At 38.0% G+C, this 22,630-nt stretch carries 36 protein-coding genes; 33 read left to right on the top strand and 3 right to left on the bottom strand.

Features of this window, described 5'->3' with window-relative positions; all coding sequences use genetic code 11:
* Positions 1-33: 33 nt before the first annotated feature.
* From ACQV2R_RS05480 to ppdK, 3 genes are read right to left on the bottom strand one after another with little or no spacing between them, the layout of a single operon-like run.
* Positions 34-855 carry a pyruvate, water dikinase regulatory protein gene (locus ACQV2R_RS05480; protein ID WP_428875347.1) on the bottom strand — a complete coding sequence of 274 codons (822 nt, stop codon included), beginning with the start codon at positions 853-855 and terminating at the stop codon, positions 34-36.
* Between the two features lies 1 nt (position 856).
* Positions 857-1,471 carry a helix-turn-helix transcriptional regulator gene (locus ACQV2R_RS05475; protein ID WP_258436781.1) on the bottom strand — a complete coding sequence of 205 codons (615 nt, stop codon included), beginning with the start codon at positions 1,469-1,471 and terminating at the stop codon, positions 857-859.
* A 22-nt stretch (positions 1,472-1,493) separates the two neighbouring features.
* Positions 1,494-4,112, bottom strand: coding sequence for a pyruvate, phosphate dikinase (gene ppdK, locus ACQV2R_RS05470; RefSeq protein WP_428891930.1), 2,619 nt, complete (start codon positions 4,110-4,112; stop codon positions 1,494-1,496).
* 261 nt (positions 4,113-4,373) lie between these two features.
* Here ppdK and nox point away from each other — a divergent pair, with 261 nt between their 5' ends.
* The 33 genes from nox (at position 4,374) to ACQV2R_RS05305 (ending at position 22,521) form a co-directional block, all read left to right on the top strand.
* Positions 4,374-5,717 carry a H2O-forming NADH oxidase gene (gene nox / locus ACQV2R_RS05465; protein ID WP_428882165.1) on the top strand — a complete coding sequence of 448 codons (1,344 nt, stop codon included), beginning with the start codon at positions 4,374-4,376 and terminating at the stop codon, positions 5,715-5,717.
* A gap of 340 nt (positions 5,718-6,057) precedes the next feature.
* A complete protein-coding gene (gene rpsJ / locus ACQV2R_RS05460) occupies positions 6,058-6,366 on the top strand; it encodes a 30S ribosomal protein S10 (RefSeq protein WP_428873238.1) in 309 nt (102 codons plus the stop codon).
* A 25-nt stretch (positions 6,367-6,391) separates the two neighbouring features.
* Positions 6,392-7,027, top strand: coding sequence for a 50S ribosomal protein L3 (gene rplC, locus ACQV2R_RS05455; protein ID WP_428873239.1), 636 nt, complete (start codon positions 6,392-6,394; stop codon positions 7,025-7,027).
* 25 nt (positions 7,028-7,052) lie between these two features.
* A complete protein-coding gene (rplD, locus tag ACQV2R_RS05450) occupies positions 7,053-7,676 on the top strand; it encodes a 50S ribosomal protein L4 (RefSeq protein WP_428873240.1) in 624 nt (207 codons plus the stop codon).
* The gene (locus ACQV2R_RS05445) at positions 7,676-7,972 is read left to right on the top strand and encodes a 50S ribosomal protein L23 (protein WP_090289517.1); all 297 of its coding nucleotides are present in this window, start codon (positions 7,676-7,678) and stop codon (positions 7,970-7,972) included. The genes rplD and ACQV2R_RS05445 overlap by 1 nt, the downstream gene beginning before the upstream one ends.
* Before the next feature lie 33 nt (positions 7,973-8,005).
* Positions 8,006-8,836 carry a 50S ribosomal protein L2 gene (rplB, locus tag ACQV2R_RS05440; RefSeq protein WP_428891929.1) on the top strand — a complete coding sequence of 277 codons (831 nt, stop codon included), beginning with the start codon at positions 8,006-8,008 and terminating at the stop codon, positions 8,834-8,836.
* A gap of 31 nt (positions 8,837-8,867) precedes the next feature.
* Positions 8,868-9,149: a 30S ribosomal protein S19 gene (gene rpsS, locus ACQV2R_RS05435; RefSeq protein WP_090289515.1), complete on the top strand. Its 282-nt coding sequence runs from the start codon at positions 8,868-8,870 to the stop codon at positions 9,147-9,149.
* Positions 9,150-9,167: 18 nt separating this feature from the next.
* Positions 9,168-9,524, top strand: coding sequence for a 50S ribosomal protein L22 (gene rplV, locus ACQV2R_RS05430; RefSeq protein ID WP_428873243.1), 357 nt, complete (start codon positions 9,168-9,170; stop codon positions 9,522-9,524).
* Between the two features lie 3 nt (positions 9,525-9,527).
* Complete coding sequence (gene rpsC / locus ACQV2R_RS05425) at positions 9,528-10,184, top strand: 30S ribosomal protein S3 (RefSeq protein ID WP_428875089.1); 657 nt, start codon at positions 9,528-9,530, stop codon at positions 10,182-10,184.
* A 2-nt stretch (positions 10,185-10,186) separates the two neighbouring features.
* Positions 10,187-10,621 carry a 50S ribosomal protein L16 gene (gene rplP / locus ACQV2R_RS05420; protein WP_258436790.1) on the top strand — a complete coding sequence of 145 codons (435 nt, stop codon included), beginning with the start codon at positions 10,187-10,189 and terminating at the stop codon, positions 10,619-10,621.
* A complete protein-coding gene (gene rpmC / locus ACQV2R_RS05415) occupies positions 10,611-10,805 on the top strand; it encodes a 50S ribosomal protein L29 (RefSeq protein WP_090289511.1) in 195 nt (64 codons plus the stop codon). The genes rplP and rpmC overlap by 11 nt, the downstream gene beginning before the upstream one ends.
* Before the next feature lie 25 nt (positions 10,806-10,830).
* Positions 10,831-11,094 (top strand): 30S ribosomal protein S17, encoded by a 264-nt coding sequence (gene rpsQ / locus ACQV2R_RS05410; RefSeq protein WP_428873246.1) that lies wholly within the window; start codon positions 10,831-10,833, stop codon positions 11,092-11,094.
* Between the two features lie 31 nt (positions 11,095-11,125).
* Entirely contained in the window at positions 11,126-11,494 is a 369-nt protein-coding gene (gene rplN / locus ACQV2R_RS05405; protein WP_090289509.1) for a 50S ribosomal protein L14, read from the top strand.
* A gap of 26 nt (positions 11,495-11,520) precedes the next feature.
* Entirely contained in the window at positions 11,521-11,826 is a 306-nt protein-coding gene (gene rplX, locus ACQV2R_RS05400; protein ID WP_428873248.1) for a 50S ribosomal protein L24, read from the top strand.
* 20 nt (positions 11,827-11,846) lie between these two features.
* Positions 11,847-12,389: a 50S ribosomal protein L5 gene (gene rplE, locus ACQV2R_RS05395; RefSeq protein WP_428873250.1), complete on the top strand. Its 543-nt coding sequence runs from the start codon at positions 11,847-11,849 to the stop codon at positions 12,387-12,389.
* A gap of 14 nt (positions 12,390-12,403) precedes the next feature.
* The gene (locus ACQV2R_RS05390; RefSeq protein WP_428873252.1) at positions 12,404-12,589 is read left to right on the top strand and encodes a type Z 30S ribosomal protein S14; all 186 of its coding nucleotides are present in this window, start codon (positions 12,404-12,406) and stop codon (positions 12,587-12,589) included.
* Between the two features lie 34 nt (positions 12,590-12,623).
* The gene (gene rpsH / locus ACQV2R_RS05385) at positions 12,624-13,022 is read left to right on the top strand and encodes a 30S ribosomal protein S8 (RefSeq protein ID WP_428873254.1); all 399 of its coding nucleotides are present in this window, start codon (positions 12,624-12,626) and stop codon (positions 13,020-13,022) included.
* Between the two features lie 31 nt (positions 13,023-13,053).
* Positions 13,054-13,590 (top strand): 50S ribosomal protein L6, encoded by a 537-nt coding sequence (rplF, locus tag ACQV2R_RS05380; RefSeq protein ID WP_428875090.1) that lies wholly within the window; start codon positions 13,054-13,056, stop codon positions 13,588-13,590.
* A gap of 51 nt (positions 13,591-13,641) precedes the next feature.
* A complete protein-coding gene (gene rplR / locus ACQV2R_RS05375; RefSeq protein WP_428873258.1) occupies positions 13,642-13,998 on the top strand; it encodes a 50S ribosomal protein L18 in 357 nt (118 codons plus the stop codon).
* A gap of 20 nt (positions 13,999-14,018) precedes the next feature.
* Complete coding sequence (gene rpsE / locus ACQV2R_RS05370; protein ID WP_428873259.1) at positions 14,019-14,522, top strand: 30S ribosomal protein S5; 504 nt, start codon at positions 14,019-14,021, stop codon at positions 14,520-14,522.
* Between the two features lie 11 nt (positions 14,523-14,533).
* The gene (gene rpmD / locus ACQV2R_RS05365; RefSeq protein WP_428873260.1) at positions 14,534-14,713 is read left to right on the top strand and encodes a 50S ribosomal protein L30; all 180 of its coding nucleotides are present in this window, start codon (positions 14,534-14,536) and stop codon (positions 14,711-14,713) included.
* Between the two features lie 31 nt (positions 14,714-14,744).
* Positions 14,745-15,185, top strand: a complete 441-nt coding sequence (rplO, locus tag ACQV2R_RS05360) for a 50S ribosomal protein L15 (RefSeq protein ID WP_428873262.1) — start codon at positions 14,745-14,747, stop codon at positions 15,183-15,185.
* Positions 15,185-16,477, top strand: coding sequence for a preprotein translocase subunit SecY (gene secY, locus ACQV2R_RS05355; RefSeq protein ID WP_428873264.1), 1,293 nt, complete (start codon positions 15,185-15,187; stop codon positions 16,475-16,477). The genes rplO and secY overlap by 1 nt, the downstream gene beginning before the upstream one ends.
* Before the next feature lie 35 nt (positions 16,478-16,512).
* Positions 16,513-17,166: an adenylate kinase gene (locus tag ACQV2R_RS05350; protein ID WP_428873266.1), complete on the top strand. Its 654-nt coding sequence runs from the start codon at positions 16,513-16,515 to the stop codon at positions 17,164-17,166.
* Positions 17,167-17,191: 25 nt separating this feature from the next.
* On the top strand, positions 17,192-17,410 hold the full coding sequence (infA, locus tag ACQV2R_RS05345; protein ID WP_090289497.1) for a translation initiation factor IF-1: 219 nt from the start codon (positions 17,192-17,194) through the stop codon (positions 17,408-17,410).
* A 23-nt stretch (positions 17,411-17,433) separates the two neighbouring features.
* Entirely contained in the window at positions 17,434-17,547 is a 114-nt protein-coding gene (gene rpmJ, locus ACQV2R_RS05340; RefSeq protein WP_006908512.1) for a 50S ribosomal protein L36, read from the top strand.
* 22 nt (positions 17,548-17,569) lie between these two features.
* The gene (gene rpsM / locus ACQV2R_RS05335; protein WP_428873267.1) at positions 17,570-17,923 is read left to right on the top strand and encodes a 30S ribosomal protein S13; all 354 of its coding nucleotides are present in this window, start codon (positions 17,570-17,572) and stop codon (positions 17,921-17,923) included.
* Positions 17,924-17,948: 25 nt separating this feature from the next.
* Positions 17,949-18,341 (top strand): 30S ribosomal protein S11, encoded by a 393-nt coding sequence (rpsK, locus tag ACQV2R_RS05330; protein WP_090289495.1) that lies wholly within the window; start codon positions 17,949-17,951, stop codon positions 18,339-18,341.
* 73 nt (positions 18,342-18,414) lie between these two features.
* Positions 18,415-19,359 carry a DNA-directed RNA polymerase subunit alpha gene (locus ACQV2R_RS05325; protein ID WP_428873268.1) on the top strand — a complete coding sequence of 315 codons (945 nt, stop codon included), beginning with the start codon at positions 18,415-18,417 and terminating at the stop codon, positions 19,357-19,359.
* A gap of 23 nt (positions 19,360-19,382) precedes the next feature.
* Positions 19,383-19,763 (top strand): 50S ribosomal protein L17, encoded by a 381-nt coding sequence (rplQ, locus tag ACQV2R_RS05320; protein WP_258436808.1) that lies wholly within the window; start codon positions 19,383-19,385, stop codon positions 19,761-19,763.
* Positions 19,764-20,010: 247 nt separating this feature from the next.
* Positions 20,011-20,850 carry an energy-coupling factor ABC transporter ATP-binding protein gene (locus tag ACQV2R_RS05315; protein ID WP_428873269.1) on the top strand — a complete coding sequence of 280 codons (840 nt, stop codon included), beginning with the start codon at positions 20,011-20,013 and terminating at the stop codon, positions 20,848-20,850.
* Positions 20,820-21,725, top strand: a complete 906-nt coding sequence (locus ACQV2R_RS05310) for an energy-coupling factor ABC transporter ATP-binding protein (protein WP_428873270.1) — start codon at positions 20,820-20,822, stop codon at positions 21,723-21,725. The genes ACQV2R_RS05315 and ACQV2R_RS05310 overlap by 31 nt, the downstream gene beginning before the upstream one ends.
* Positions 21,718-22,521, top strand: a complete 804-nt coding sequence (locus tag ACQV2R_RS05305; RefSeq protein WP_428873272.1) for an energy-coupling factor transporter transmembrane component T family protein — start codon at positions 21,718-21,720, stop codon at positions 22,519-22,521. The genes ACQV2R_RS05310 and ACQV2R_RS05305 overlap by 8 nt, the downstream gene beginning before the upstream one ends.
* Positions 22,522-22,630 lie beyond the last annotated feature (109 nt).

Below are 22,630 nucleotides of genomic sequence, written 5' to 3'. Positions count from 1 at the left end.
ATGAGCGAGCTTTTTTGTGATTGTAATTACGATTTATTGAATCAGTCGATTATAGTGACCAATGATTTGTTCAGATAACTCTTCAATCGATTGATTCTCTACATTAATCACGGTGGCACCTAGTTGATGATATAAATCATCTGCGAACATCAATTCTTGCTTTACTCTCTCAAGTGAAGAGTAAGTAGCTTTTTCACCTAACCCCATCATTTCGACTCGTTTTTTACGAATGTTTTGGATATATAGAGGAGAGGCAATCAAACCATATATTCTTCGTGAATCAGCCTGATAGATTTCATCAGGAATGTGAACTTCTGGAAAAATTGGTAAGTTGGCTACCTTATATGATTTATTAGCTAGGTACATACTTAAAGGTGTTTTGGAAGAGCGTGAAACTCCTAGCAATACAATGTCAGCTAATTCGAATCCTTTACGATTTTTACCATCATCGTACTTCACTGCAAATTCAATGGCTTGAATACGATCGAAGTAGTGATCATCGAGTCGATGTAGGGTTCCTGATTTTTCAGTAGCTGTCATATTTGTTTTTTGTGAAATAAGGTCTAGAATGGGGTGGATTACATTATGATAATCTAATCCGTTTTTCTTTGAGAACTCACTGGCGTAATTTTCTAGACCTTCATCAACTAAAGTAGTGATTAAAATCGCATTCACTTTAGCAGCCTCTTCAAGTATGGGTTTTAATTCATCCCGGGTGTTAATAAATGGAAATCTTTTTAAACTGATGTTGGTTAACTTTGGGAATTGGGCTAAAGCGGCGTTGGTAGCGCGTAGGGCTGTTTCACCGACAGAGTCGGAAATGACATAGAATTTGTAAGAATTGGTTACTGACATATTATTCCTCCGATTGGCTTAATTCAACCAAAAGATTCACGATATGAGTTTTTGATACTTTGCCAAGTATTTCATAGTCAGCGGTTACGATTGGCAGTGAATCAATCTGGTGTTCAGATATTAGGCGTGCCGCATCAAGCACCGTTTGATCGGGTTGAGCGACAATAATATTTGGCATTCTGGTCATTATAATGGTTAAGGGTGTATCCATTAACTGACCAATCGCTGAGCGGAGTAAATCCTTACGCGACACGATACCTGCTAGCTTGTGGTCTTCTTCATCAATTACATAGATAGAACCAGCATCATACATAAATAAGTGAGTAATTGCGTTTTGGACTGTAGTATCAGGTGTAACTGTGATAGCCTGGACCATAATATCTTTAACAAGATACTCTGAAAATGCTTCATATAATAAGGATTTTTCAGTTAATCCAGAATAAATATAGCCTACTTTTTGACGAGCATCGAGGATGCCCGTCATGGTTAAGACAGCGAAATCACTACGCAATGTTGATTTTGTTAAACCAAGCTTACTAGCAATTTCGTCGCCGGTGATTGGTTCATTTTCTTTAACGATTGAGATGATTTCTTCTTGTCGGGGTGAAAGTTTCATAGTTCCCCTCCTAGTTAATTAATTATACGTTTTTAATAGCGCTTTGTGCAGCGGCTAATTGTGCAATTGGTACACGGTAAGGTGAGCAAGATACATATGAAAGCCCTACTTGGTGGAAGTGTTCAATGGAACGAGGGTCTCCTCCTAGTTCTCCACAAACACCAATTTTCAAGTTTTCTTTCACGGATCGTCCTCGTTCTACAGCTATCTCAACAAGTTCTTTAACAGCAAAAGTATCAATAGTTTGGAAAGGATCATCTTTTAAAATGCCTTGGTCAAGGTATTGATTTAAGAATTTACCAGCGTCATCTCGTGAGTAGCCAAAGGTTAGTTGAGTCAAGTCATTGGTTCCGAACGAGAAGAATTCAGCGTCATTTGCTAATTGATCGGCAATTAAGCATGCACGAGGTGTTTCAACCATTACTCCAACTGTAAATTCCATACTTACCTTTTCTTGCTTTAGAACATTTTCTAAGTGTTCTTTTATTTTTGCTTTCAAGTGAATTAATTCAGCTTGACTACTCACTAAAGGAATCATGATTTCTGGTTTAACTTTAACACCGTCTTTTGCTACTTTCATAGCTGATCGGATAACTGCTTCTGCTTGCATGATATATAAGTCAGGGTAGGACATTCCCATACGACAACCACGGTGGCCCATCATAGGGTTAACTTCCTTCATAGATTGCACCCGGTCACTCAATTCAGAAGCATCAATTTGAAGTTGTTTAGCAACTTGTTTGATTTCATTTTGACCATGCGGTAAAAACTCATGTAAAGGAGCATCTAACAAACGTACTACCACTGGTTTTTCTTGCATTAACTCAAAGATATGTGAAAAATCTTCGGTTTGGAAATTACGGATAGCATCTAAAGATGTTTGACGATCAGCAGGGTTTTTGGCAAGTAAGAATTTGCGGATGGCTATTAGACGGTCTTCTTGGAAGAACATATGTTCAGTTCTAACTAGTCCAATACCAACTGCTCCAAAACGTAAACCGTTTTCAATATCTGAAGCTGTTTCGGCATTCATACGAATAGCTAATTGAGCATGCTGACGAGACCATTCTAAGACCTTATCTAAGTCTTCATTTGCTCCGCCTGCAACTGTTGGGATTTCACCGATGTAAAGACATCCTGTCGTACCGTCTACAGAAATGATATCTCCTTCATTTAGTTGACCACCAGGATAAGATAAAGTCTTCTTATCTTCATTGATGTCCAATTCACTACAACCAGCTACACAGCATTTACCCATTCCGCGAGCAACAACCGCTGCATGAGAAGTCATTCCTCCTTGACTGGTTACAATGCCATTAGCAGAGTTCATACCCACAATATCTTCAGGTGAAGTTTCATGACGCACTAAAATAACTGATTTGCCAGCATCTGCCCACTCTTTTGCAGTGACTGCATCAAAAACGATTTGTCCAGTTGCAGCACCCGGACTGGCTGGCAAGCCCAACTTAGAAACTAATTCAGCTTGATTTAGAGCATTCGGATCAAAGGCAGGGTGTAGCAATGTATGGAGGGATTCTGGATTAATAGTTAGAAGGGCTTGGTCGGGTGATAAGATGCCTTCATTTACAAAGTCCACCGCAATTTTGACAGCTGCTTGAGCAGTCCGCTTGCCATTTCTTGTTTGCAGAATATACAATTTTTTATCCTCAATCGTAAACTCAATATCCTGCATATCCGAATAGTGCTTTTCAAGTTTCTCAGTTAATTCTATGATTTGTTGATAGATGTTAGGGAATTGGTCACGTAGACGATTAATTGAAACAGGGGTACGTATACCAGCAACTACGTCTTCTCCTTGTGCATTAGTTAAGTACTCACCGTATAATTCGTGCTTACCGTTTGCGGGATTACGTGTGAAGAGAACACCTGTACCAGAAGTTTCGCCACTATTACCAAAGACCATTTCTTGGATGTTAACAGCAGTACCTAAGTCATCTGGAATATTGTTTAAGCGACGGTAAACAATAGCCCGTTGATTATTCCAAGATTTGAAGACAGCTTCAACCGCTGCGTAAATCTGTTGGTAAACATCTTGAGGGAATGGATGGTTCAATTCTTCTTGATAGATAGCTTGATAATCTTTAACAATTCCTTTAAGGTGTTCAGCTGTCAATTCGTAATCATAGTGCAAATGATTGTCTAATTTAACTTGCTTAAGAATTTTTTCAAACTTAGCCATATCGATTTCATAAACGACGTTCCCATACATTTGTAGAAGACGACGATAACAGTCGTATGCGAAACGTTCATTGTTGGTGATTTGAGCTAATTTTAAGACATTTTCATCGTTAAGCCCTAAGTTTAATATAGTATCCATCATACCTGGCATAGAGATTTTTGCTCCAGAGCGAACGGAAACTAATAATAATTTTTCTGGATCATTAAAGGTCTTGCCTGAGATTTCTTCAAGATGGCTCACGGCTTCGGCAATTTCATCTTTAAGCTCAGTTTTTAACCCCTTAGCTTCCTCTAAGTATTCCAAACATGCTTGAGTCGAAATAGTAAATCCTTGGGGAACAGGGAAGCCTAGACTAGTCATTTCAGCCAAGTTGGCTCCTTTACCGCCTAATAGATCCCTCATTTTGGCATTTCCTTCACCAAATGCATAAACACGTTTCATCAACAAACCTCCTAAAAATTTAAGTAGTGCAACTTATCGTATTATATAATGCACACTATTACTTGTCAATCTAAAATAAGCCACAAAAATTATTGTTTTTAACGCTATGTAAGTTTAATAGTGTTGCTTATTTAAACGCTAAAATGTTTAATGAAAGCACATGATAAAAAGAAGGGTAAAAATTGACTTATTTTCGAGAGAATGGTAAAATATAGGCGTACAATTAGCTTGTGAAAAAACAATTTGGAGGCAGAAATATTTATGAAAGTGATCATCATTGGAACAAACCATGCTGGAATAGCAGCGGCAAATACTTTGTTAGAAAATTATCCAGAGCACGAAATTGTGATGTTGGAACGTAATTCAAATCTTTCTTATCTTGGCTGCGGAACAGCTTTATGGGTAGGTCGTCAAATTGATGATTATAAGGGTCTTTTCTATACAAACGAGGAGGCTTTCGCTAAAAAAGGAGCCCGAATTTATACTGAAACTGAGGTTTCTAACATCGATTTTTCGAATAAAAAGGTATACGCTCTGAAAAAAGATGGCGAAAAACTTGAGGAAAGCTATGATAAATTAATCTTAGCTACAGGATCATTGCCAATCACTCCTAAATTCCCGGGTTATGATTTGGAAGGATTACACTTCTTAAAATTATTCCAAGAAGGACAAGCGGTTGATAAAGCCTTAGCAGATAAAGGGGCAAAAAATGTTTGTGTAATTGGTGCAGGTTATATCGGTGTCGAAATTGCTGAAGCTGCTAAGAGACGTGGAAAAAACGTTCGCATTTTTGATGCTGAAAAAACTTCACTAGCTAGTTACTATGATCCTGAATTCGCTAAGATGATGGACCAAAACTTAGAGCGTAATGGCATATCAACACATTTTGGTGAATTAGTTCAAGAATATATCGGTGAAAACGGTAAAGTTAAGGCTGTGAGAACAGATAAGGGCACTTATGAAGCAGATGTGGTAATTAATTCAATCGGCTTCCAAGCGAATACCGAGTTAGGTAAAGACCATCTCGACTTATTTGAAGGTGGAGCATATCTTGTAGACCGCCATTTTAAAACATCAGATGATGATGTCTATGCGATTGGAGACTGTGCCAGCAATTACTCCAATGCCATTCAGGATACAACATACATTGCCTTAGCTTCTAATGCGGTTCGATCAGGTATTGTTGCAGCTCATAACCTTGCAGGTACTGAGTTGGAAGGAGCTGGTGTACAGGGATCAAACGGAATTAATATTTTCAACTTAAAATTAGTCTCAACTGGTTTGACGTTAAAGGCAGCTGAACTAGCAGGTGTTGATGTAGACTATGTAGAACATGAAGATACACAATTTCCCGGATTTATGCCTGAAAATCATCAAGTCAAAATAAGAATTGTCTATGAAAAGACAAGTCGTCGGATAGTAGGGGCTCAGCTAGCTTCAGATTACGATGTATCTTTATTAATCCATATGTTTTCACTAGCTATTCAAGAAGAAGTTACGATTGATAAGTTAGCCTTATTAGATACCTTCTTCCTACCTCACTTTAACCAACCGTATAATTACATTACTGTGGCTGCTTTAAAAGCTAAAAAACAATTAAAGTAAGATAATTTAAAATCCTCTATATAATAAGGTAGCAATTATGTTTTTCTAGGAAAATTGATATTGGTTTTCCTGCAGCTAAAAAAACATAAAAGCTATCTTTTTTTATAAATACTCAAGAAAGCTTTGATTATCGCTTGCATTAGCAATCTATCTTCGGTATAATATCGGTTGTGTCAATTGGAGGGTTCTGCCCCGAAATGGGCACAATCCCTCGAGAAGAGGGAGATATGCAGTGAAACGAGAGGTTGTGACACGCCAGGACAAGTTGCCAAGGGCTGGTTTGTTAGAAATTCTTGTGGAGCAAGTCACATATTTTATATTGACGAAGGAGGAAATAAAAATGGCAAATCAAAAAATTCGTATTCGCTTAAAAGCTTATGAGCACCGTGCTCTTGATGTTTCTGCAGCGAAAATAGTTGAATCTGCTCAAAGAACAGGGGCTAAGACATCGGGTCCAATCCCTTTACCAACAGACCGTTCTGTTTATACAGTTATTCGTGCAACACACAAGTATAAAGATTCTCGTGAGCAGTTCGAAATGCGTACACACAAACGTTTGATCGACATCGTTAACCCTACTGCTAAAACAGTAGACGCTTTAATGAAGTTAGACTTACCAAGCGGTGTGGACGTAGAAATCAAATTATAAAAAATAAAATAATGGAGGTGTACTCATGACCAAAGGAATCTTAGGAACTAAAGTCGGAATGACTCAATACTTTACTGAAAATGGTGAATTAATTCCTGTTACTGTTATCCAAGCTCCTGCAAACGTTGTTTTACAAGTTAAAACAGTTGAAACAGATGGCTATGAAGCAGTTCAAGTAGGATACCAAGATTTACGTGAAGTATTGACTAACAAACCACATAAGGGTCATGTAGCAAAAGCTAATGCTACTCCTAAGCGCTTCGTTCGCGAATTTCGTGATGTTGAGCTAGGAGAATATGAAGTAGGGCAAGAAATCACAGTCGAAACATTCGCAGTTGGTGACATCGTCGATGTGACGGGTACATCCAAAGGTAAAGGTTTCCAAGGAGCTATTAAGCGCCACGGACAATCTCGTGGACCTATGGCTCACGGTTCTCGTTACCACCGTCGTCCTGGATCAATGGGTATGGCGTCAGACGCTTCTAAAGTGTTTAAAGGTAAAAAATTACCTGGACAAACTGGTGGCGAACGTATCACTATTCAAAACTTGGAAATCGTATCAATAGATAGCGAAAACAATGTGATTCTTATTAAAGGAAACGTTCCAGGTGCTAAGAAGTCACTCGTTGAAATTAAACAAGCAATTAAAACAGTTAAATAATATCTAAGAGGGGAGGAACGAGCAAATGCCAAAAGTTACATTATTTAAACAAGATGGAACACAAGCAGGAGAAGTTGAATTAAACGAAGCAATCTTCGGAATTGAACCTAATGAAGCGGTAGTTTTCGAAGCAGTCGTAATGCAAAGAGCTTCACTACGTCAAGGGACTCACGCGGTTAAAAATCGCTCAGCCGTTAGCGGTGGAGGACGTAAACCGTGGAGACAAAAAGGAACTGGACGTGCGCGTCAAGGTTCTACTAGATCACCACAGTGGGTAGGCGGTGGAATTGTCTTTGGACCAACACCTCGTTCATACAGTTACAAATTACCTAAGAAAATGCGTCGTTTAGCCTTAAACTCTGTACTATCTCAAAAAGTTATGGATGAGAAGTTAACAGTTGTTGATGAATTAGTCTTTGACGCACCAAAATCAAAAGAATTCAAAGCGGTATTAAACAACTTAAATATTGATAGCAAAACATTATTAATCTTAGAAGGTGCAAATGAAACAGCGTACTTATCTGCACGTAACATTCCAAATGTAAAAGTGATTGATGATTTGAATGTGAATGTTTTAGATGTAATTGATGCGGATCGTATCTTAATTACAAGAGCTGCGCTTTCAACAGTAGAGGAGGCTTTAGCATAATGCAATTATCAGAAGTTTTATTACGTCCAGTAATTACCGAACAATCAATGCTAGCCATTGATGATAATAAATATACTTTCGAAGTTGACCGTCGTGCTAATAAGACTCACATCAAGCAAGCTGTTGAAGCAATGTTTGAAGGTGTTAAAGTAGCGAAAGTTAATACTATTAATGTAGATGGAAAAGCAAAGAGAATGGGACGTTATCAAGGTTTCACTCGTAAGTACAAAAAAGCAGTGGTTACCTTAACAGAAGATTCAAACCGGATCGAATTGTTTGGCGAAGACGCTGAGTAATTCTGGAAAATATTAAAATAGGAGGGTAACGCAGTGGTAATTAAACATTATAAAGCGACGACTAATGGACGTCGTAACATGACTGGATATGATTTTTCAGAGATCACTACAAAAACACCTGAAAAAAGCTTGTTAGAGTCAAAAAAACAACGTGCAGGTCGTAATGGTCAAGGAAAAATAACCGTACGTCACCACGGTGGTGGAAATAAACGTGCTTACCGTGTGATTGATTTTAAACGTAATAAAGATGGAGTAGTCGGAACAATTAAAACAATTGAATACGATCCAAATCGTACTGCTAACATTGCTTTAGTGCATTATGAAGACGGTGTTAAAACATATATTCTAGCACCTAAAGGCCTTAAAGTAGGCCAAAAAATTGAGTCTGGTGACAATGCGGATATCCAAATAGGAAACGCTTTAGCACTATCTAATATTCCGGTTGGTACAGTTATTCACAACGTGGAATTAAAACCAGGAAAAGGTGGACAATTAATTCGTTCAGCTGGTACAAGTGCTCAAGTTTTAGGACAAGAAGGCAAATACACTCTAGTTCGTCTGAACTCAGGTGAAGTTCGCATGATCTTATCAACTTGCCGTGCAACGATCGGAACAGTTGGTAACGAACAACACGAATTGATTAATATTGGTAAAGCAGGACGTTCTCGTTGGTTATCAAAACGTCCAACTGTTCGTGGATCTGTAATGAACCCTAACGATCACCCACACGGTGGTGGTGAAGGTCGTACTCCAATCGGTCGTCCATCACCAATGACACCATGGGGTAAAAAAGCTATGGGTGTTAAAACTCGTAACGCTAAGAAGAAATCTAGCAAATTAATTATTCGTGGACGTAAGAAATAATAACCAATAAATTCTGAAGGGAGGCTACATTGTGACTCGTAGTTTGAAAAAAGGACCTTTTATAGATGAACATTTAATGAAAAAGGTAGAGGCTCAACAAGATGCCCAAAAAAAACAAGTGATTAAGACATGGTCTCGTCGTTCAACAATTTTCCCTAATTTTATTGGGATGACAATTGCTGTATATGATGGCCGTAAGCACGTGCCTGTATTTATCCAAGAAGATATGGTCGGTCATAAGTTAGGAGAGTTCGTTCCTACACGTACATATAGAGGCCACGTTGACCAAGATAAGAAAACTAAGAAACGCTAATAAGAGGAGGTATATAAGATGTCTGAACAAATTACATCTGCTAAGGCAATGGCAAAAACAGTTCGAATTGCTCCTCGTAAAGCTCGCTTAGTAATGGATCTTATCAGGGGCAAGCAAGTTGGAGAAGCAATGGCTATTTTGAAGTTCACTCCAAAAGCTGGTTCACCAATTATAGAAAAAGTATTAATGTCAGCTATTGCAAATGCTGAACATAATTATGACTTAGATTTAGAAACGTTGTATGTAAGTGAAGCATACGTTAACGAAGGACCAACCATGAAACGTTTCCGTCCTCGTGCTAAAGGGTCAGCTTCACCGATCTTAAAACGTACAAGCCACATTACAATTGTGGTATCAGAAAAAGAGGAGGCTTAATTAATGGGTCAAAAAGTACATCCGATTGGAATGCGAGTTGGCATCATCCGCGATTGGGATACTAAATGGTACGCAGACAAGCAATATGCAGACTATTTACACGAAGATATCAAGATTCGTGAGTATCTCTACAAGAAATTAGCTGATGCCTCTGTATCCGTTATTCAAATTGAACGTGCAGCAAACCGCGTTGTAGTTTCTGTTAACACAGCTAAGCCAGGTATGGTAATTGGTAAAGGTGGATCAGAAGTCGACGTATTACGTGCTGAACTAAATAAATTAACCGGCAAACAAGTTCAATTAAACATTGTTGAAATTAAAGAACCAGCATTAGATGCTAAATTAGTTGCAGAAGATATCGCTCAACAATTAGAAAACCGTGTGGCATTTCGTCGGGCTCAAAAGCAAGCCATCCAACGTGTGATGAGAGCTGGCGCTAAAGGAGTTAAAACGATGGTTTCTGGCCGTTTAAATGGTGCGGATATGGCAAGAACTGAGCACTATACTGAAGGAACAGTTCCATTACATACGCTACGTTCTGATATTGATTATGCTTGGGAAGAAGCAGACACTCAATATGGAAAACTTGGAGTGAAAGTATGGATTTGTCGTGGTGAAATCTTACCAACTAAAAATAACTCTCAGAGAGGAGGAAATTAATCATGTTAGTACCTAAACGTGTAAAACACCGTCGTGAATTCCGTGGTAAAATGCGCGGAGAAGCAAAAGGTGGAAAGCAAGTTGACTTTGGATCATACGGTCTAAGAGCTACAGAAACAGGTTGGATTACCAACCGTCAAATCGAAGCTGCCCGTATCGCTATGACACGTTATATGAAACGTGGTGGGAAAGTATGGATTAAGATCTTCCCTCATAAATCATATACAAGTAAAGCTATTGGTGTTCGTATGGGTAAAGGTAAAGGGGCACCCGAAGGATGGGTAGCACCTACAAAACGTGGAAAAGTTCTATTTGAAATTGACGGTGTGAGCGAAGAGATCGCTAGAGAAGCCTTCCGTTTAGCTTCCCATAAATTGCCAATCAAGACAAAATTTGTAAAACGTGAAGAATATGGTGGTGAATCGAATGAAAATTAATGAAATAAGAGAATTATCCACTGCTGAAATGGTTGAAAAAGAAAAAGAATTCAAGCAAGAATTGTTTAACCTTCGATTCCAATTAGCAACAGGACAATTAGAAAACACTGCCCGTTTACGTCAAGTACGTAAATCTATTGCTCGCATAAAAACAGTCTTGCGTGAGCAAGAATTGTCTAAGTAAAAACGACAAAGGAGGCACATATTAAATGACTGAACGTAACCAACGTAAAGTTTACCAAGGACGTGTAGTGTCAGATAAAATGGACAAAACCATTACTGTGCAAGTAGACACACGTAAAATTCATCCTAAATACGGTAAACGTGTAAAATATTCTAAGAAATATAAAGCTCATGATGAGTTAAATCAAGCTAAAGAAGGCGACATCGTACGTATCATGGAAACTCGTCCATTATCTGCTACGAAACGCTTCCGTTTATTAGAAATTGTTGAAGAAGCAGTAATTATCTAATAATTGCGAAAATCGGAAGGAGGATAACGAAATGATTCAACAGGAAAGTCGATTAAAAGTTGCTGATAATTCAGGAGCTCGTGAAGTGTTGACAATTAAAGTGTTAGGCGGATCAGGGCGCAAAACAGCTAATATAGGCGACGTCATCGTTGCAACGGTTAAACACGCAACGCCAGGTGGAGTTGTCAAAAAAGGTGATGTTGTTAAAGCAGTAATCGTTCGAACTAAATCAGGAGCTCGCCGTAAGGATGGTTCTTATATTAAGTTTGACGAAAATGCATGTGTAATTATTCGAGACGATAAGAGCCCACGTGGGACACGTATCTTTGGACCAGTTGCACGTGAATTGCGTGATAACAACTTCATGAAGATTGTTTCATTAGCTCCAGAAGTTCTGTAATTTTAAGAAAAAGGAGGAAACAGTTCATGCGTATTAAAACAGGAGATAAAGTCCTTGTGATTTCTGGTAAAGATAAAGGGAAACAAGGTACGGTTATTAAAAGTATTCCAAGTGAAGATAGAGTTGTTGTAGAAGGAATTAACATTGCGAAGAAACATCGTAAGCCAAGTCAAACACAAACTGGTGGAATTGAAGAATTCCCAGCAGCGATTCATGTATCAAATGTTCAATTAGTGGATCCAGAAACTGGCGAAGCAAGTCGTGTAGGTTACCGCTTTGAAGATGGCAAAAAAGTTCGTTTTGCTAAAAAATCAGATAAAACTATCAATTAATTAGAAGGGAGGAACTTTAAATGACAAATCGTTTAAAAGAAAAATATCTTAATGAAGTTGCCCCAAAATTGGTAGAGCAATTTAATTATTCTTCAATTATGCAAGTCCCAAAAGTTGAGAAAATCGTAGTCAACATGGGTGTGGGTGACGCAACTGGAAATGCTAAAAACTTAGAAAAAGCAGTGGATGAATTAACTTTACTTTCTGGGCAAAAACCAATCATTACTAAAGCTAAGAAATCAATCGCTGGTTTCCGTTTACGTGAAGGCATGCCAATTGGTGCAAAAGTAACTTTACGTGGCGAAAGAATGTATGATTTCTTAGATAAATTAATCTCGGTCGCACTACCACGAGTAAGAGACTTCCAAGGGATTTCAAGCCGTGCATTCGACGGTCGTGGTAACTACACACTAGGTGTTAAAGAACAATTAATCTTCCCGGAAATTAGTTACGATAATGTAGATAAAGTACGTGGAATGGACATTGTTGTTGTAACTACTGCAAACACTGATGAAGAATCACATGCCCTTCTAAAAGAATTAGGCATGCCATTCAAGAAATAAAGGAGGCATTATCTTTGGCTAAAACATCAATGAGAATTAAAAACCAACGCAAACCAAAGTTCAAGGTTCAAGAGTATTCTCGCTGCGAACGTTGTGGTCGTCCGCACTCTGTATACCGTAAGTTCAAGCTTTGCCGTATTTGCTTCCGCGAACTTGCTTATAAAGGACAAATTCCAGGCGTTAAAAAAGCAAGCTGGTAAGAAATATATAATTAATCAAAGGAGGTAAATCCACATGGCAATGACAGATCCAATTGCAGATTTTCTAACAAGAATTCGTAATGCAAACAGTGTAGGACATAAAATAGTATCTGCACCTTCTTCAAATGCTAAAGTTGCGATTGCTGAAATCTTAAAAAGAGAAGGTTTCATCAAAAACTTTGAAATCACTGAAGATAACAAACAAAATGAAATCACTATCTTCTTGAAGTATGGCCGTAATGATGAAAAGGTTATTACTGGTATCAAGCGTATTTCTAAACCAGGATTACGTATTTATGCTAAGTCAGAAGATATTCCTAAAGTACTAAATGGTTTAGGGATTGCAATTATCTCAACATCAAATGGTGTGATAACAGATAAAGAAGCTCGTCAACAAGGTATTGGTGGCGAAGTGTTAGCTTATATTTGGTAAAACTTATAAAATTAAAGGAGGTGCAGCCCCTGTGAGTCGTATAGGAAATAATCCCGTAACAATTCCAGCTGGCGTAACCGTTTCAATGGATGGTCATACAGTGACTGTCAAAGGACCAAAAGGTGAATTAACTAGAGAAGTTAGTCCAAACATCAAGATTGAAATTAATGAATCAGAGATTACATTTAGCCGTCCAAACGATTCAAAAGTAAATCGCTCATTACATGGAACAACCCGTTCTTTAATTAATAATATGGTTGTTGGTGTTTCTGAAGGCTTTAAAAAAGAACTTCAATTAATTGGTGTTGGATATCGTGCTCAATTACAAGGTACTAAGTTAGTTCTAAACGTAGGTCTTTCACACCCGGTTGAGTTTGAAGCTTCAGAAGGTGTATCATTTGAAGTTCCTTCAAACACACAAATCATTGTTAACGGTTATAATAAAGAAAAAGTTGGCGAATTAGCAGCTAATATTCGTGGCATTCGACCACCTGAACCATATAAAGGCAAAGGAATTCGTTATGTTGATGAATATGTTATTCGCAAAGAAGGTAAAACTGGTAAATAATCGAATTATTTATCAAATTAAATTCAAAATTAAATTAAAGAGGTGACCATTGTGATTACTAAACCAGATAAAAATAAGTCGCGTAAAAAACGCCATAATCGTATTCGTAATAAGATTTCTGGTACTGCTGAGTGCCCACGCTTAAACGTATTTCGTTCAAATACAAACATCTACGCTCAATTAATTGATGACGTAGCGGGTGTGACGCTAGCAAGTGCCTCTAGTAAAGATGAGTCAGTAGCTAAGGCAAGTAAAACAGAACAAGCTTCTGCTGTTGGAAAATTAATTGCTGAACGCGCTGCTGAAAAAGGAATTAAAGTCGTAGTATTTGACCGTGGCGGATATATCTATCACGGACGTGTTAAAGCCTTAGCTGAAGCTGCACGTGAAAATGGACTCGAATTTTAAGAAAAGGAGGAAACCGATCGATGGTTAATATTAAACCAGAAAATTTAGGTGAAATTGAAGAACGTGTAGTAGCGATTAACCGAGTAACTAAAGTTGTAAAAGGTGGACGTCGTTTACGTTTCTCAGCACTTGTAGTTGTTGGAGATAAAGAAGGACACGTTGGTTTTGGAACCGGTAAAGCTCAAGAAGTTCCAGAAGCAATTCGTAAGGCAATCGAAGCGGCTAAGAAAAACCTAGTAACTGTCCCAATGGCAGGAACAACGATTCCTCATGAAGTTATCGGTGAATTCTGTGGTGGACGCGTTCTGCTTAAACCAGCACAAGCCGGTTCTGGAGTGGCTGCAGGAGGGCCTGTTCGTGCCGTTATGGAATTAGCAGGTGTTGCTGATGTAACTTCTAAATCATTAGGTTCTAATACACCTATTAATATGATTCGCGCGACTGTTGAAGCTTTGAAGCAACTAAAAGTGGTTGAAGAAGTGGCTCAATTGCGTGGTAAAACAGTAGAAGAATTATTAAGTTAGGAGGAAAGTCCATGGCAAACTTAGAAATCACTTTAAAACGTAGCCTAATTGGTCGTAAAAAGAATCATGTAGCTACTGCCAAAGCTTTAGGGTTAACAAAAACTTATAAAACCGTTATAAAACCTGATAATGAAGCTATTCGTGGAATGCTCCAAACAATTAGTCACTTAGTAGAAGTAAAAGAAGCTTAAATCTAGTATACTAGTATAAGGAGGTGCCAATATGAAATTACACACATTAAAACCCGCTGAAGGTGCGCGCAAGGAACGTAACCGTGTAGGTCGTGGACAAGGTTCAGGTAACGGTAAATTAGCTGGTCGTGGACAAGGCGGACATAAACAGCGTTCAGGTGGCGGTGTACGGTTAGGATTTGAAGGAGGACAACAACCTCTATTCAGACGTTTGCCAAAACGTGGTTTCACTAATGTTAATCGTAAAGACTATGCAATTGTTAATCTTGAGACATTAAATATGTTCGACGAGGGAACCGTTGTATCACCGGCTTTATTGATTGAATCAGGTGTTATTAAAAAAGAATTATCAGGAGTAAAAATCTTAGGTGAGGGTAACTTAGAGAAAAAATTGACTGTTCAAGCTAGCAAGTTCTCTAAAACTGCAGAGGAAGCTATTACTGCAGCTGGCGGTTCAATCGAGGTGATCTAATGTTCACATTTATTAAGAATGCTTTTAGTTCGCGAGATGTTAGAAGAAGAATTCTTTTCACCTTGTTTATTTTAGCAATCTTTAGATTAGGATCGCATATCCCTATGCCAGGAGTAAATGCGAAAGTTTTAGATTCAATAGCAAGTAATGGTCTTTTGGGGCTCTTAAACACATTTGGTGGAGGAGCCTTAGGCCGGTATTCACTGTTTGCTATGGGAGTCTCGCCTTATATTACAGCTTCCATTATTGTTCAACTCTTACAAATGGATATTATTCCAAAGTTTACTGAATGGGCCAAGCAAGGTGAAGTGGGACGACGTAAATTAAACCAGTGGACGATATACTTAGCCATAGTCATAGGCTATATCCAATCAGCTGGTCTTTCATATGGTTTAAACCGTATGTCCGGTTTAGGTTTAATTAAGAATCCACAACCTTCCACCTATTTAACAATTGCTCTTGTCTTAACAGCTGGCAGCATGTTACTCGTTTGGTTAGGTGAACAAATTACACGTAAGGGTGTCGGTAATGGGATTTCTATTTTAATTATGTCAGGTATTCTAGCACAAATTCCACAGGAAGTTGTCGCTTTTGTGAATACGATGATCATTGGAGCTGGCGACAAATTGGGAATCAATATTCTAATTGGTTTAGGAGTTGTTCTAGCTCTTATTGTTATGACAACCATTGTCGTCATAATGGAAAGGGCTCAGCGTCGCATCCCGATCCACCACTCCAAAAAAGTATCTGGCGCTAGACATATGGCGCATTTGCCGCTAAAAATTAACTCTGCTGGAGTTATTCCAGTCATCTTTGCGACATCATTTTTAACTACGCCTCAAACGATTATCGGTTTAATTAATCCAAATCCTGAAGGTGGCGTGATGGAATTACTTAGCAAGGTATTAAACATTCAGCATCCGTATGGTGCGGTATTCTATACAATTCTTTTAATCGCATTCACCTTCTTCTATTCATTAATTCAAGTGAATCCAGAAAAGGTAGCTGAAAACTTACAGAAACAAGCTGCATATATTCCGAGTGTACGGCCAGGAAAAGATACTGAAGATTACATTACTCGTTTAATTAATCGCTTGAGTGGTGTAGGTTCAATTTACTTAACAGTGATTGCACTATTACCAATTGTCGTGAGCTTCATTTGGAAAGTTCCCGCTAATATTGCTTTGTCAGGTACAAGTTTGCTAATTGTAGTTGGAGTAGCGATTGAAACAGCTAAGCAAATTGAAGGTCGTATGATTAAACGTCGGTATCAAGGTTTCTTGAATTTATAATTGCGTAATAGACAAATATAAAGGATGATTAATTAATGAATATATTATTAATGGGTTTACCTGGGGCTGGTAAAGGAACTCAGAGTGAACAAATTACTCGAGACTATCCGGTTGTCCATATTGCTACTGGCGATATATTCAGGCAAGCGATTAAAGATGAGACGCCACTAGGACTAGAGGCGAAATCATATACCGACAATGGTAATCTCGTTCCAGATGAAATTACTAACGGACTTGTTAAAGAACGTTTAAATCAAAGCGACGTAAAAGAAAATGGCTTTATGTTGGATGGCTATCCAAGAACTTTACAACAAGCCCGCGCTTTAAGTGACAACCTTGAAAGCCTCGATTCTAAAATCGATGCCGTTATTTACATTGATGTGGCTCCTGAAGTTCTAAAAGAACGCTTAAGTGGAAGAATTATCTGTGGATCTTGTGGAGCGAGTTACCATAAGATTTATAATCCACCAAAAGTAGAGAACACATGTGATTCATGTGGCGCTCATGACTTCTATCAACGTGAAGATGATAAACCTGAAAAAGTTGCTCATCGTATTAATCTCCAAATGGAATCGATTCAACCAATTCTAGCTTATTACGAAGAACTTGGATTGTTGCACCGAGTGAGTGGAGAAAATTCTATCGATCAAGTTTATAGCAAGATTCAAGAAGTGTTAAGTAAATTATAAAACTTCGTCCATAGGAGGTAAGTGAATGGCAAAAGATGATGTAATTGAAGTAGAAGGTATTATTATGGAAACTCTACCGAACGCTATGTTCAAGGTAGAACTTGAGAATGGTCATGAAATATTAGCACACGTCTCTGGTAAAATCCGTATGAATTATATCCGTATTCTACCTGGAGATAAAGTCACTGTTGAATTATCCCCTTATGACCTTTCTCGTGGCCGCATTACCTATCGCTTTAAGTAGTCTACGAAATAAGGAGGAGTATAATGAAAGTTAGAGCATCAGTAAAACCAATTTGTGAAAAATGCAAAGTTATTCGCCGTAAAGGAAAAGTTATGGTGATTTGTCAAAATCCAAAACACAAACAACGTCAAGGATAATAATTAAGAAGGAGGAAATTGCATGGCTCGTATTGCAGGAGTAGATATTCCCCGCGAAAAACGTGTGGTTATTTCTTTAACGTATATCTTCGGTATCGGCAACTCAACTGCTAAGAAAATCTTAGAAGAGGCAAATGTTTCTGAAGATACACGTGTAAAAGATTTAACGAACGACGAATTGGATCGTATCCGTGAAATCATTGATAAGATTCGTGTTGAAGGAGACTTACGTCGTGAGGTCAGCATGAACATCAAACGTCTTCAAGATATTGGTTCATTAAGAGGTATCCGTCATCGTCGTAACTTACCTGTACGTGGACAAAACACTAAAAATAATGCACGTACTCGTAAAGGTCCTAAGAAACCAATTAGATAGAACTTAACAAAGGAGGTTAAAATTCATGGCAAAACAACAAGCACGTAGAGGTCGTCGTCGTGTTAAAAAGAATATTGAAAAAGGAATTGCTCATATTCGTTCAACCTTTAACAATACGATTGTTATGATCACTGATGTGAATGGAAATGCTGTTTCATGGTCATCAGCTGGATCACTTGGATTCCGTGGTTCGAAGAAAGCAACTCCATTTGCAGCGCAAATGGCATCTGAGGTTGCAGCTAAAGGAGCAATGGATCATGGCATGAAGACAGTCGAAGTAACTGTTAAAGGTCCAGGTTCAGGTCGTGAGTCTGCAATCCGTTCATTACAAGCAACTGGATTAGATGTTACAGCTATTCGTGATGTTACACCAATTCCACACAACGGATGCCGTCCACCAAAACGTCGCCGTGTATAATGATAATTGTGTAGAATCCGTTTAGAAACGAAATTATCATCGCGACAAACGTTTTGAAAGGGGCAAATAATCGATGATCGAAATTGAAAAACCAGATATTAGAACGATTGAAATCAGTGACGATGCTAAGTATGGTAAAATTGTCGTTGAGCCACTTGAACGTGGTTATGGAACAACCCTTGGAAATTCATTACGTAGAATTTTGTTATCTTCATTACCAGGATCAGCGATTACAAGTGTTCAAATTGAAGGCGTAGTTCATGAATTTGCTACAATAAAAGGTGTGGTTGAAGACGTTCCAACCATCATTTTGCATTTAAAAGAAGTAGCTTTCAATACACATACAGAAGAAGATAAGGTGATCGAATTAAATGTTGCAGGTCCTAAAACAGTAACAGCAGCAGATATTATTCATGATAATGAAATCGAAATCCTAAACCCTGACTTGTATATTTGTACCTTAGCAGAAGGTGCTCAATTGAATATGCAAATGAATGTGTCAAATGGTCGTGGATTTGTTCGAAGTGAACATAATAAGCGAGAAGATACACCAATTGGTGTATTGCCGATTGATTCGATCTACACTCCAATCAAAAAAGTAAACTATCAAGTTGAAAACACTCGGATTGGACAGCGAAATATTTATGATAAGCTTACATTGGATATATGGACCGATGGGTCAATAAGTCCAGAAAAAGCTCTAAGTTTAGCTGCAAAAATTTTAACTGAACATTTAAATATCTTTGTAGATTTGAATGATGAAGCACGTAATACTGAAATTATGGTAGAAAAAGAAGAAGCAGAAAAAGAAAAAGTTCTTGTCATGACGATAGAAGAACTTGATCTGTCTGTTCGATCTTATAATTGTCTAAAGCGTGCCGGAATAAATACAATTCAAGAGCTAACTAATAAATCCGAAGCTGAAATGATGAAGGTTCGTAACCTCGGCCGTAAGTCATTAGATGAAGTGAAAAATAAATTAGCTGGTTTAGAATTAAGCTTACGTGAAGAAGACTAGTAGAGAGTAAAGGAGGAAACTGAATGTCATATCGTAAATTAGGTCGTACGAGTTCACAACGTAAGGCTTTACTACGTGATTTAACGACAGATGTGATTATCAACGAGCGTATCGAAACAACTGAAGCCCGCGCTAAAGAAGTTCGTAAGACAGTTGATAAAATGATCACTCTGGGTAAAAAAGGTGATTTAGCTTCTCGTCGTCGTGCAGCAGCATTCTTACGCAATGAAATTGCAGATGCTCGTATCGAAGGTGATGAGGTAGTGGTTGAGACTGTATTAAATCGTGTGTTTGATACTTATGCTGAGCGTTACGCTGAACGTAATGGTGGATACACACGTATCCTTAAGAAAGGTCCTCGTCGTGGCGACGGTGCACCGATGGTTATCTTAGAGCTAGTTTAAGATAACGCTATTTCTTAAGTTGACTAATTCACTTTGATGATGGAGAGTGTTATGATTTCAAGAGATAATCGAGGAGTCTAGCTCTATAGCAACCAATATAATTGGTGGATTGGGATTAGCCGAATTTCTAATCTCAATCCTGCTATCATCTTCAAGTGTTTTTTTTATACATAAAACTTGTATTAATAGTTAAGGAAAGCAAACGACTTTAACTATTAATTTAAGAATATCTTTTAAGGAGACAATAATGAAAGAAGAAATTATCCGAATCGATTCAGTTTCTTTTCAGTATCCTGGCGCCGAGAAAGACGCTATTAAGGATATCTCTTTAAGTATCAATAAAGGGGAATGGGTAGCGCTCATTGGTCCGAATGGATCGGGCAAGTCTACTCTTTCAAAGACGATTAATGGTCTTCTAGTGCCTTACGAAGGAGAAATATACGTTAAAGGCATGAAGTTACAAGAAGAGACTGTTTGGGATATTCGTCGATCAGTTGGTATGGTCTTTCAAAACCCTGATAACCAATTCGTCGGTGCGACTGTCGAAGATGACGTGGCCTTCGGTCTTGAAAATAACGGGGTCAATCGTGAAGAAATGAAAGTTCGCGTAAAAGAAGCTGTTCAACAAGTCCGAATGCTTGATTTCTTAAAAAAAGAGCCAGCAAGACTTTCAGGTGGGCAAAAACAAAGAATTGCCATTGCTGGAGTTGTTGCTTTACGTCCAGACATTATCATCATGGATGAATCAACGGCTATGTTGGATCCTTTAGGACGTAAAGAAGTGGTCGAAGTCGTTCGAGAAATCAAAGAAAAGTATGGATTGACGGTCATTTCCATTACTCATGATATTGATGAAGCCAGTCTAGCTGATCAAATCATCGTTTTAAAAGAAGGAAAAGTAATTTATAAAGATATTCCTGCTAACATTTTTTCTATGGGCACATCCCTAATTGAAATGGGTTTAGATCTTCCTTTTGCTGAGAAATTACGTTTGCAACTAAAAGAAAAGGGAATGGATGTCCCAGACTACTACTTAACAGAGGAGGAAATGGCAGAATGGCTATCTCAATCGTATTTGAACAAGTAGATTTCACTTATTCGCCAGGAACCCCCTTTGAAGTTCCTGTACTTAAAGGGATTGATTTAGAAATCCCACAAGGAAAAGTCACAGCTATTATAGGTCATACAGGATCAGGTAAATCTACCCTTATCCAACACCTAAACGTCTTATTAAAACCAACTAGGGGCAAATTGATTATTGACGGTCGGGTGATCACATCCGAATCAAAAGATAAAAACCTTAAAGCACTAAGAAAAAAAATAGGTGTAGTTTTTCAATTTCCCGAAAGTCAACTCTTTGAAGAAACAGTGTTAAAAGATGTTATGTTCGGTCCACAAAATTTTGGTGTTTCTAAAGAAGAAGCCGAGCGAATTGCCCGTGATATGCTAAGTTTAGTGGGAATCGATGAAGAACTTTTTGAGCGGTCACCATTTGATTTAAGTGGAGGTCAAATGCGGAGAGTTGCTATCGCCGGTGTACTGGCATTGCAACCAGAAGTTTTAATTTTAGATGAGCCAACGGCTGGTCTGGATCCACTGGGACAAATCACCATGCTGGAAATGTTTATGCAATTGCAAAAGGACTATCATCTTTCTCTCGTATTAGTTACTCATCAGATGGATGATGTGGCCAAGTATGCCGATAATGTGGTGGTTTTGGAAAATGGCCAGATTGTTAAGCAAGGAACTCCTTCAGAAGTATTCTCTGATCCCGAATGGTTGAGAGAAAAGCAATTAGGTTTACCACAGACTTTAGCGTTTATTGATTTATTAGATGATAAAATTCCTGAAGATCTCATGAAAAAAATTAAGCAATCTCCTCTAACAGTAGAACAACTAGCAGAGATTCTAATTGACATTAATCATCAACAAAATGATTGGGAGGCTAGCGCTAATGAATGATAAGATATTAATCGGCCGCTATATTCAAATTGATTCATGGATTCATGCGCTCGATCCTCGCACTAAATTGATTGCTACTTTCTATTTTATTTTACTTGTTTTTTTTGCAAATAATGTAGTAGGATATGGAACTTTATTTCTAGTATTGTTAATAGGCATCAAATTGAGTCGGTTGAAGCTTAGTTTTTTCTTTAAGGGATTAAAGCCTATGCTATGGATTATTCTTTTTACGGTCATTTTTCAGATATTGTTTACAACAGGAGGACAGGTTTATTTTAATTGGGGACCCATTTCGATTACATCGCTAGGATTATTAGGCGGCTTTTATATCTTTATGCGTTTGTTCTTAATTATTATGATGTCAACCATTTTAACTTTAACAACTGCTCCGCTTGAGTTAACTGATGGTATTGAACATCTGTTGCGTCCTTTAACACATTTTGGATTTCCATCGCATGAAGTAGCCTTAATGTTGTCAATTGCCTTACGTTATGTACCGACACTTTTAGATGAGGCTCAAACTATAATGAATGCTCAACGTTCAAGAGGAGTGGATTTTGATGAAGGGTCTATGATGGAACGGATGAAAGCAATTGTTCCTATACTTGTTCCACTATTTGTTTCCGCTTTTAATCGAGCAGAGGAACTAGCTACGGCCATGGAATCACGTGGGTATCATGGTGCTGAGGGGCGAACAAAGTACCGTTACTTAGATTATGATCGCAACGACGTGATTGTTTTAATTGTCATGATTTTAATCACCGTAATCATTCTAACTATTCGGTTTTATATTTAATTTAAAACTACAATCTTATTGCACCCTAAACCTAGTGTTTAGGGATTTTTAATAGTTTAACAATATTAAAATCAAGCCCTTACAATTTAATAAAACACTCATTTATTTC

Origin of the sequence: Facklamia sp. P12937, from assembly GCF_050409505.1 — a bacterium.
GTDB lineage: Bacteria > Bacillota > Bacilli > Lactobacillales > Aerococcaceae > Facklamia.
The sequence above is the reverse complement of the archived record's forward strand: the minus strand, read 5'-3'. Positions and strand labels throughout refer to the sequence as shown.

Coding starts and splice junctions, on each gene's coding strand:
- ACQV2R_RS05480 (WP_428875347.1), bottom strand. CDS start 855: ATGTCAGTAACCAATTCTTACAAATTCTATGTCATTTCCGACTCTGTC.
- ACQV2R_RS05475 (WP_258436781.1), bottom strand. CDS start 1,471: ATGAAACTTTCACCCCGACAAGAAGAAATCATCTCAATCGTTAAAGAA.
- ppdK (WP_428891930.1), bottom strand. CDS start 4,112: ATGAAACGTGTTTATGCATTTGGTGAAGGAAATGCCAAAATGAGGGAT.
- nox (WP_428882165.1), top strand. CDS start 4,374: ATGAAAGTGATCATCATTGGAACAAACCATGCTGGAATAGCAGCGGCA.
- rpsJ (WP_428873238.1), top strand. CDS start 6,058: ATGGCAAATCAAAAAATTCGTATTCGCTTAAAAGCTTATGAGCACCGT.
- rplC (WP_428873239.1), top strand. CDS start 6,392: ATGACCAAAGGAATCTTAGGAACTAAAGTCGGAATGACTCAATACTTT.
- rplD (WP_428873240.1), top strand. CDS start 7,053: ATGCCAAAAGTTACATTATTTAAACAAGATGGAACACAAGCAGGAGAA.
- ACQV2R_RS05445 (WP_090289517.1), top strand. CDS start 7,676: ATGCAATTATCAGAAGTTTTATTACGTCCAGTAATTACCGAACAATCA.
- rplV (WP_428873243.1), top strand. CDS start 9,168: ATGTCTGAACAAATTACATCTGCTAAGGCAATGGCAAAAACAGTTCGA.
- rpsC (WP_428875089.1), top strand. CDS start 9,528: ATGGGTCAAAAAGTACATCCGATTGGAATGCGAGTTGGCATCATCCGC.
- rplP (WP_258436790.1), top strand. CDS start 10,187: ATGTTAGTACCTAAACGTGTAAAACACCGTCGTGAATTCCGTGGTAAA.
- rpmC (WP_090289511.1), top strand. CDS start 10,611: ATGAAAATTAATGAAATAAGAGAATTATCCACTGCTGAAATGGTTGAA.
- rpsQ (WP_428873246.1), top strand. CDS start 10,831: ATGACTGAACGTAACCAACGTAAAGTTTACCAAGGACGTGTAGTGTCA.
- rplN (WP_090289509.1), top strand. CDS start 11,126: ATGATTCAACAGGAAAGTCGATTAAAAGTTGCTGATAATTCAGGAGCT.
- rplX (WP_428873248.1), top strand. CDS start 11,521: ATGCGTATTAAAACAGGAGATAAAGTCCTTGTGATTTCTGGTAAAGAT.
- rplE (WP_428873250.1), top strand. CDS start 11,847: ATGACAAATCGTTTAAAAGAAAAATATCTTAATGAAGTTGCCCCAAAA.
- rpsH (WP_428873254.1), top strand. CDS start 12,624: ATGGCAATGACAGATCCAATTGCAGATTTTCTAACAAGAATTCGTAAT.
- rpsE (WP_428873259.1), top strand. CDS start 14,019: ATGGTTAATATTAAACCAGAAAATTTAGGTGAAATTGAAGAACGTGTA.
- rpmD (WP_428873260.1), top strand. CDS start 14,534: ATGGCAAACTTAGAAATCACTTTAAAACGTAGCCTAATTGGTCGTAAA.
- rplO (WP_428873262.1), top strand. CDS start 14,745: ATGAAATTACACACATTAAAACCCGCTGAAGGTGCGCGCAAGGAACGT.
- secY (WP_428873264.1), top strand. CDS start 15,185: ATGTTCACATTTATTAAGAATGCTTTTAGTTCGCGAGATGTTAGAAGA.
- ACQV2R_RS05350 (WP_428873266.1), top strand. CDS start 16,513: ATGAATATATTATTAATGGGTTTACCTGGGGCTGGTAAAGGAACTCAG.
- infA (WP_090289497.1), top strand. CDS start 17,192: ATGGCAAAAGATGATGTAATTGAAGTAGAAGGTATTATTATGGAAACT.
- rpmJ (WP_006908512.1), top strand. CDS start 17,434: ATGAAAGTTAGAGCATCAGTAAAACCAATTTGTGAAAAATGCAAAGTT.
- rpsM (WP_428873267.1), top strand. CDS start 17,570: ATGGCTCGTATTGCAGGAGTAGATATTCCCCGCGAAAAACGTGTGGTT.
- rpsK (WP_090289495.1), top strand. CDS start 17,949: ATGGCAAAACAACAAGCACGTAGAGGTCGTCGTCGTGTTAAAAAGAAT.
- ACQV2R_RS05325 (WP_428873268.1), top strand. CDS start 18,415: ATGATCGAAATTGAAAAACCAGATATTAGAACGATTGAAATCAGTGAC.
- rplQ (WP_258436808.1), top strand. CDS start 19,383: ATGTCATATCGTAAATTAGGTCGTACGAGTTCACAACGTAAGGCTTTA.
- ACQV2R_RS05315 (WP_428873269.1), top strand. CDS start 20,011: ATGAAAGAAGAAATTATCCGAATCGATTCAGTTTCTTTTCAGTATCCT.
- ACQV2R_RS05310 (WP_428873270.1), top strand. CDS start 20,820: ATGGCTATCTCAATCGTATTTGAACAAGTAGATTTCACTTATTCGCCA.
- ACQV2R_RS05305 (WP_428873272.1), top strand. CDS start 21,718: ATGAATGATAAGATATTAATCGGCCGCTATATTCAAATTGATTCATGG.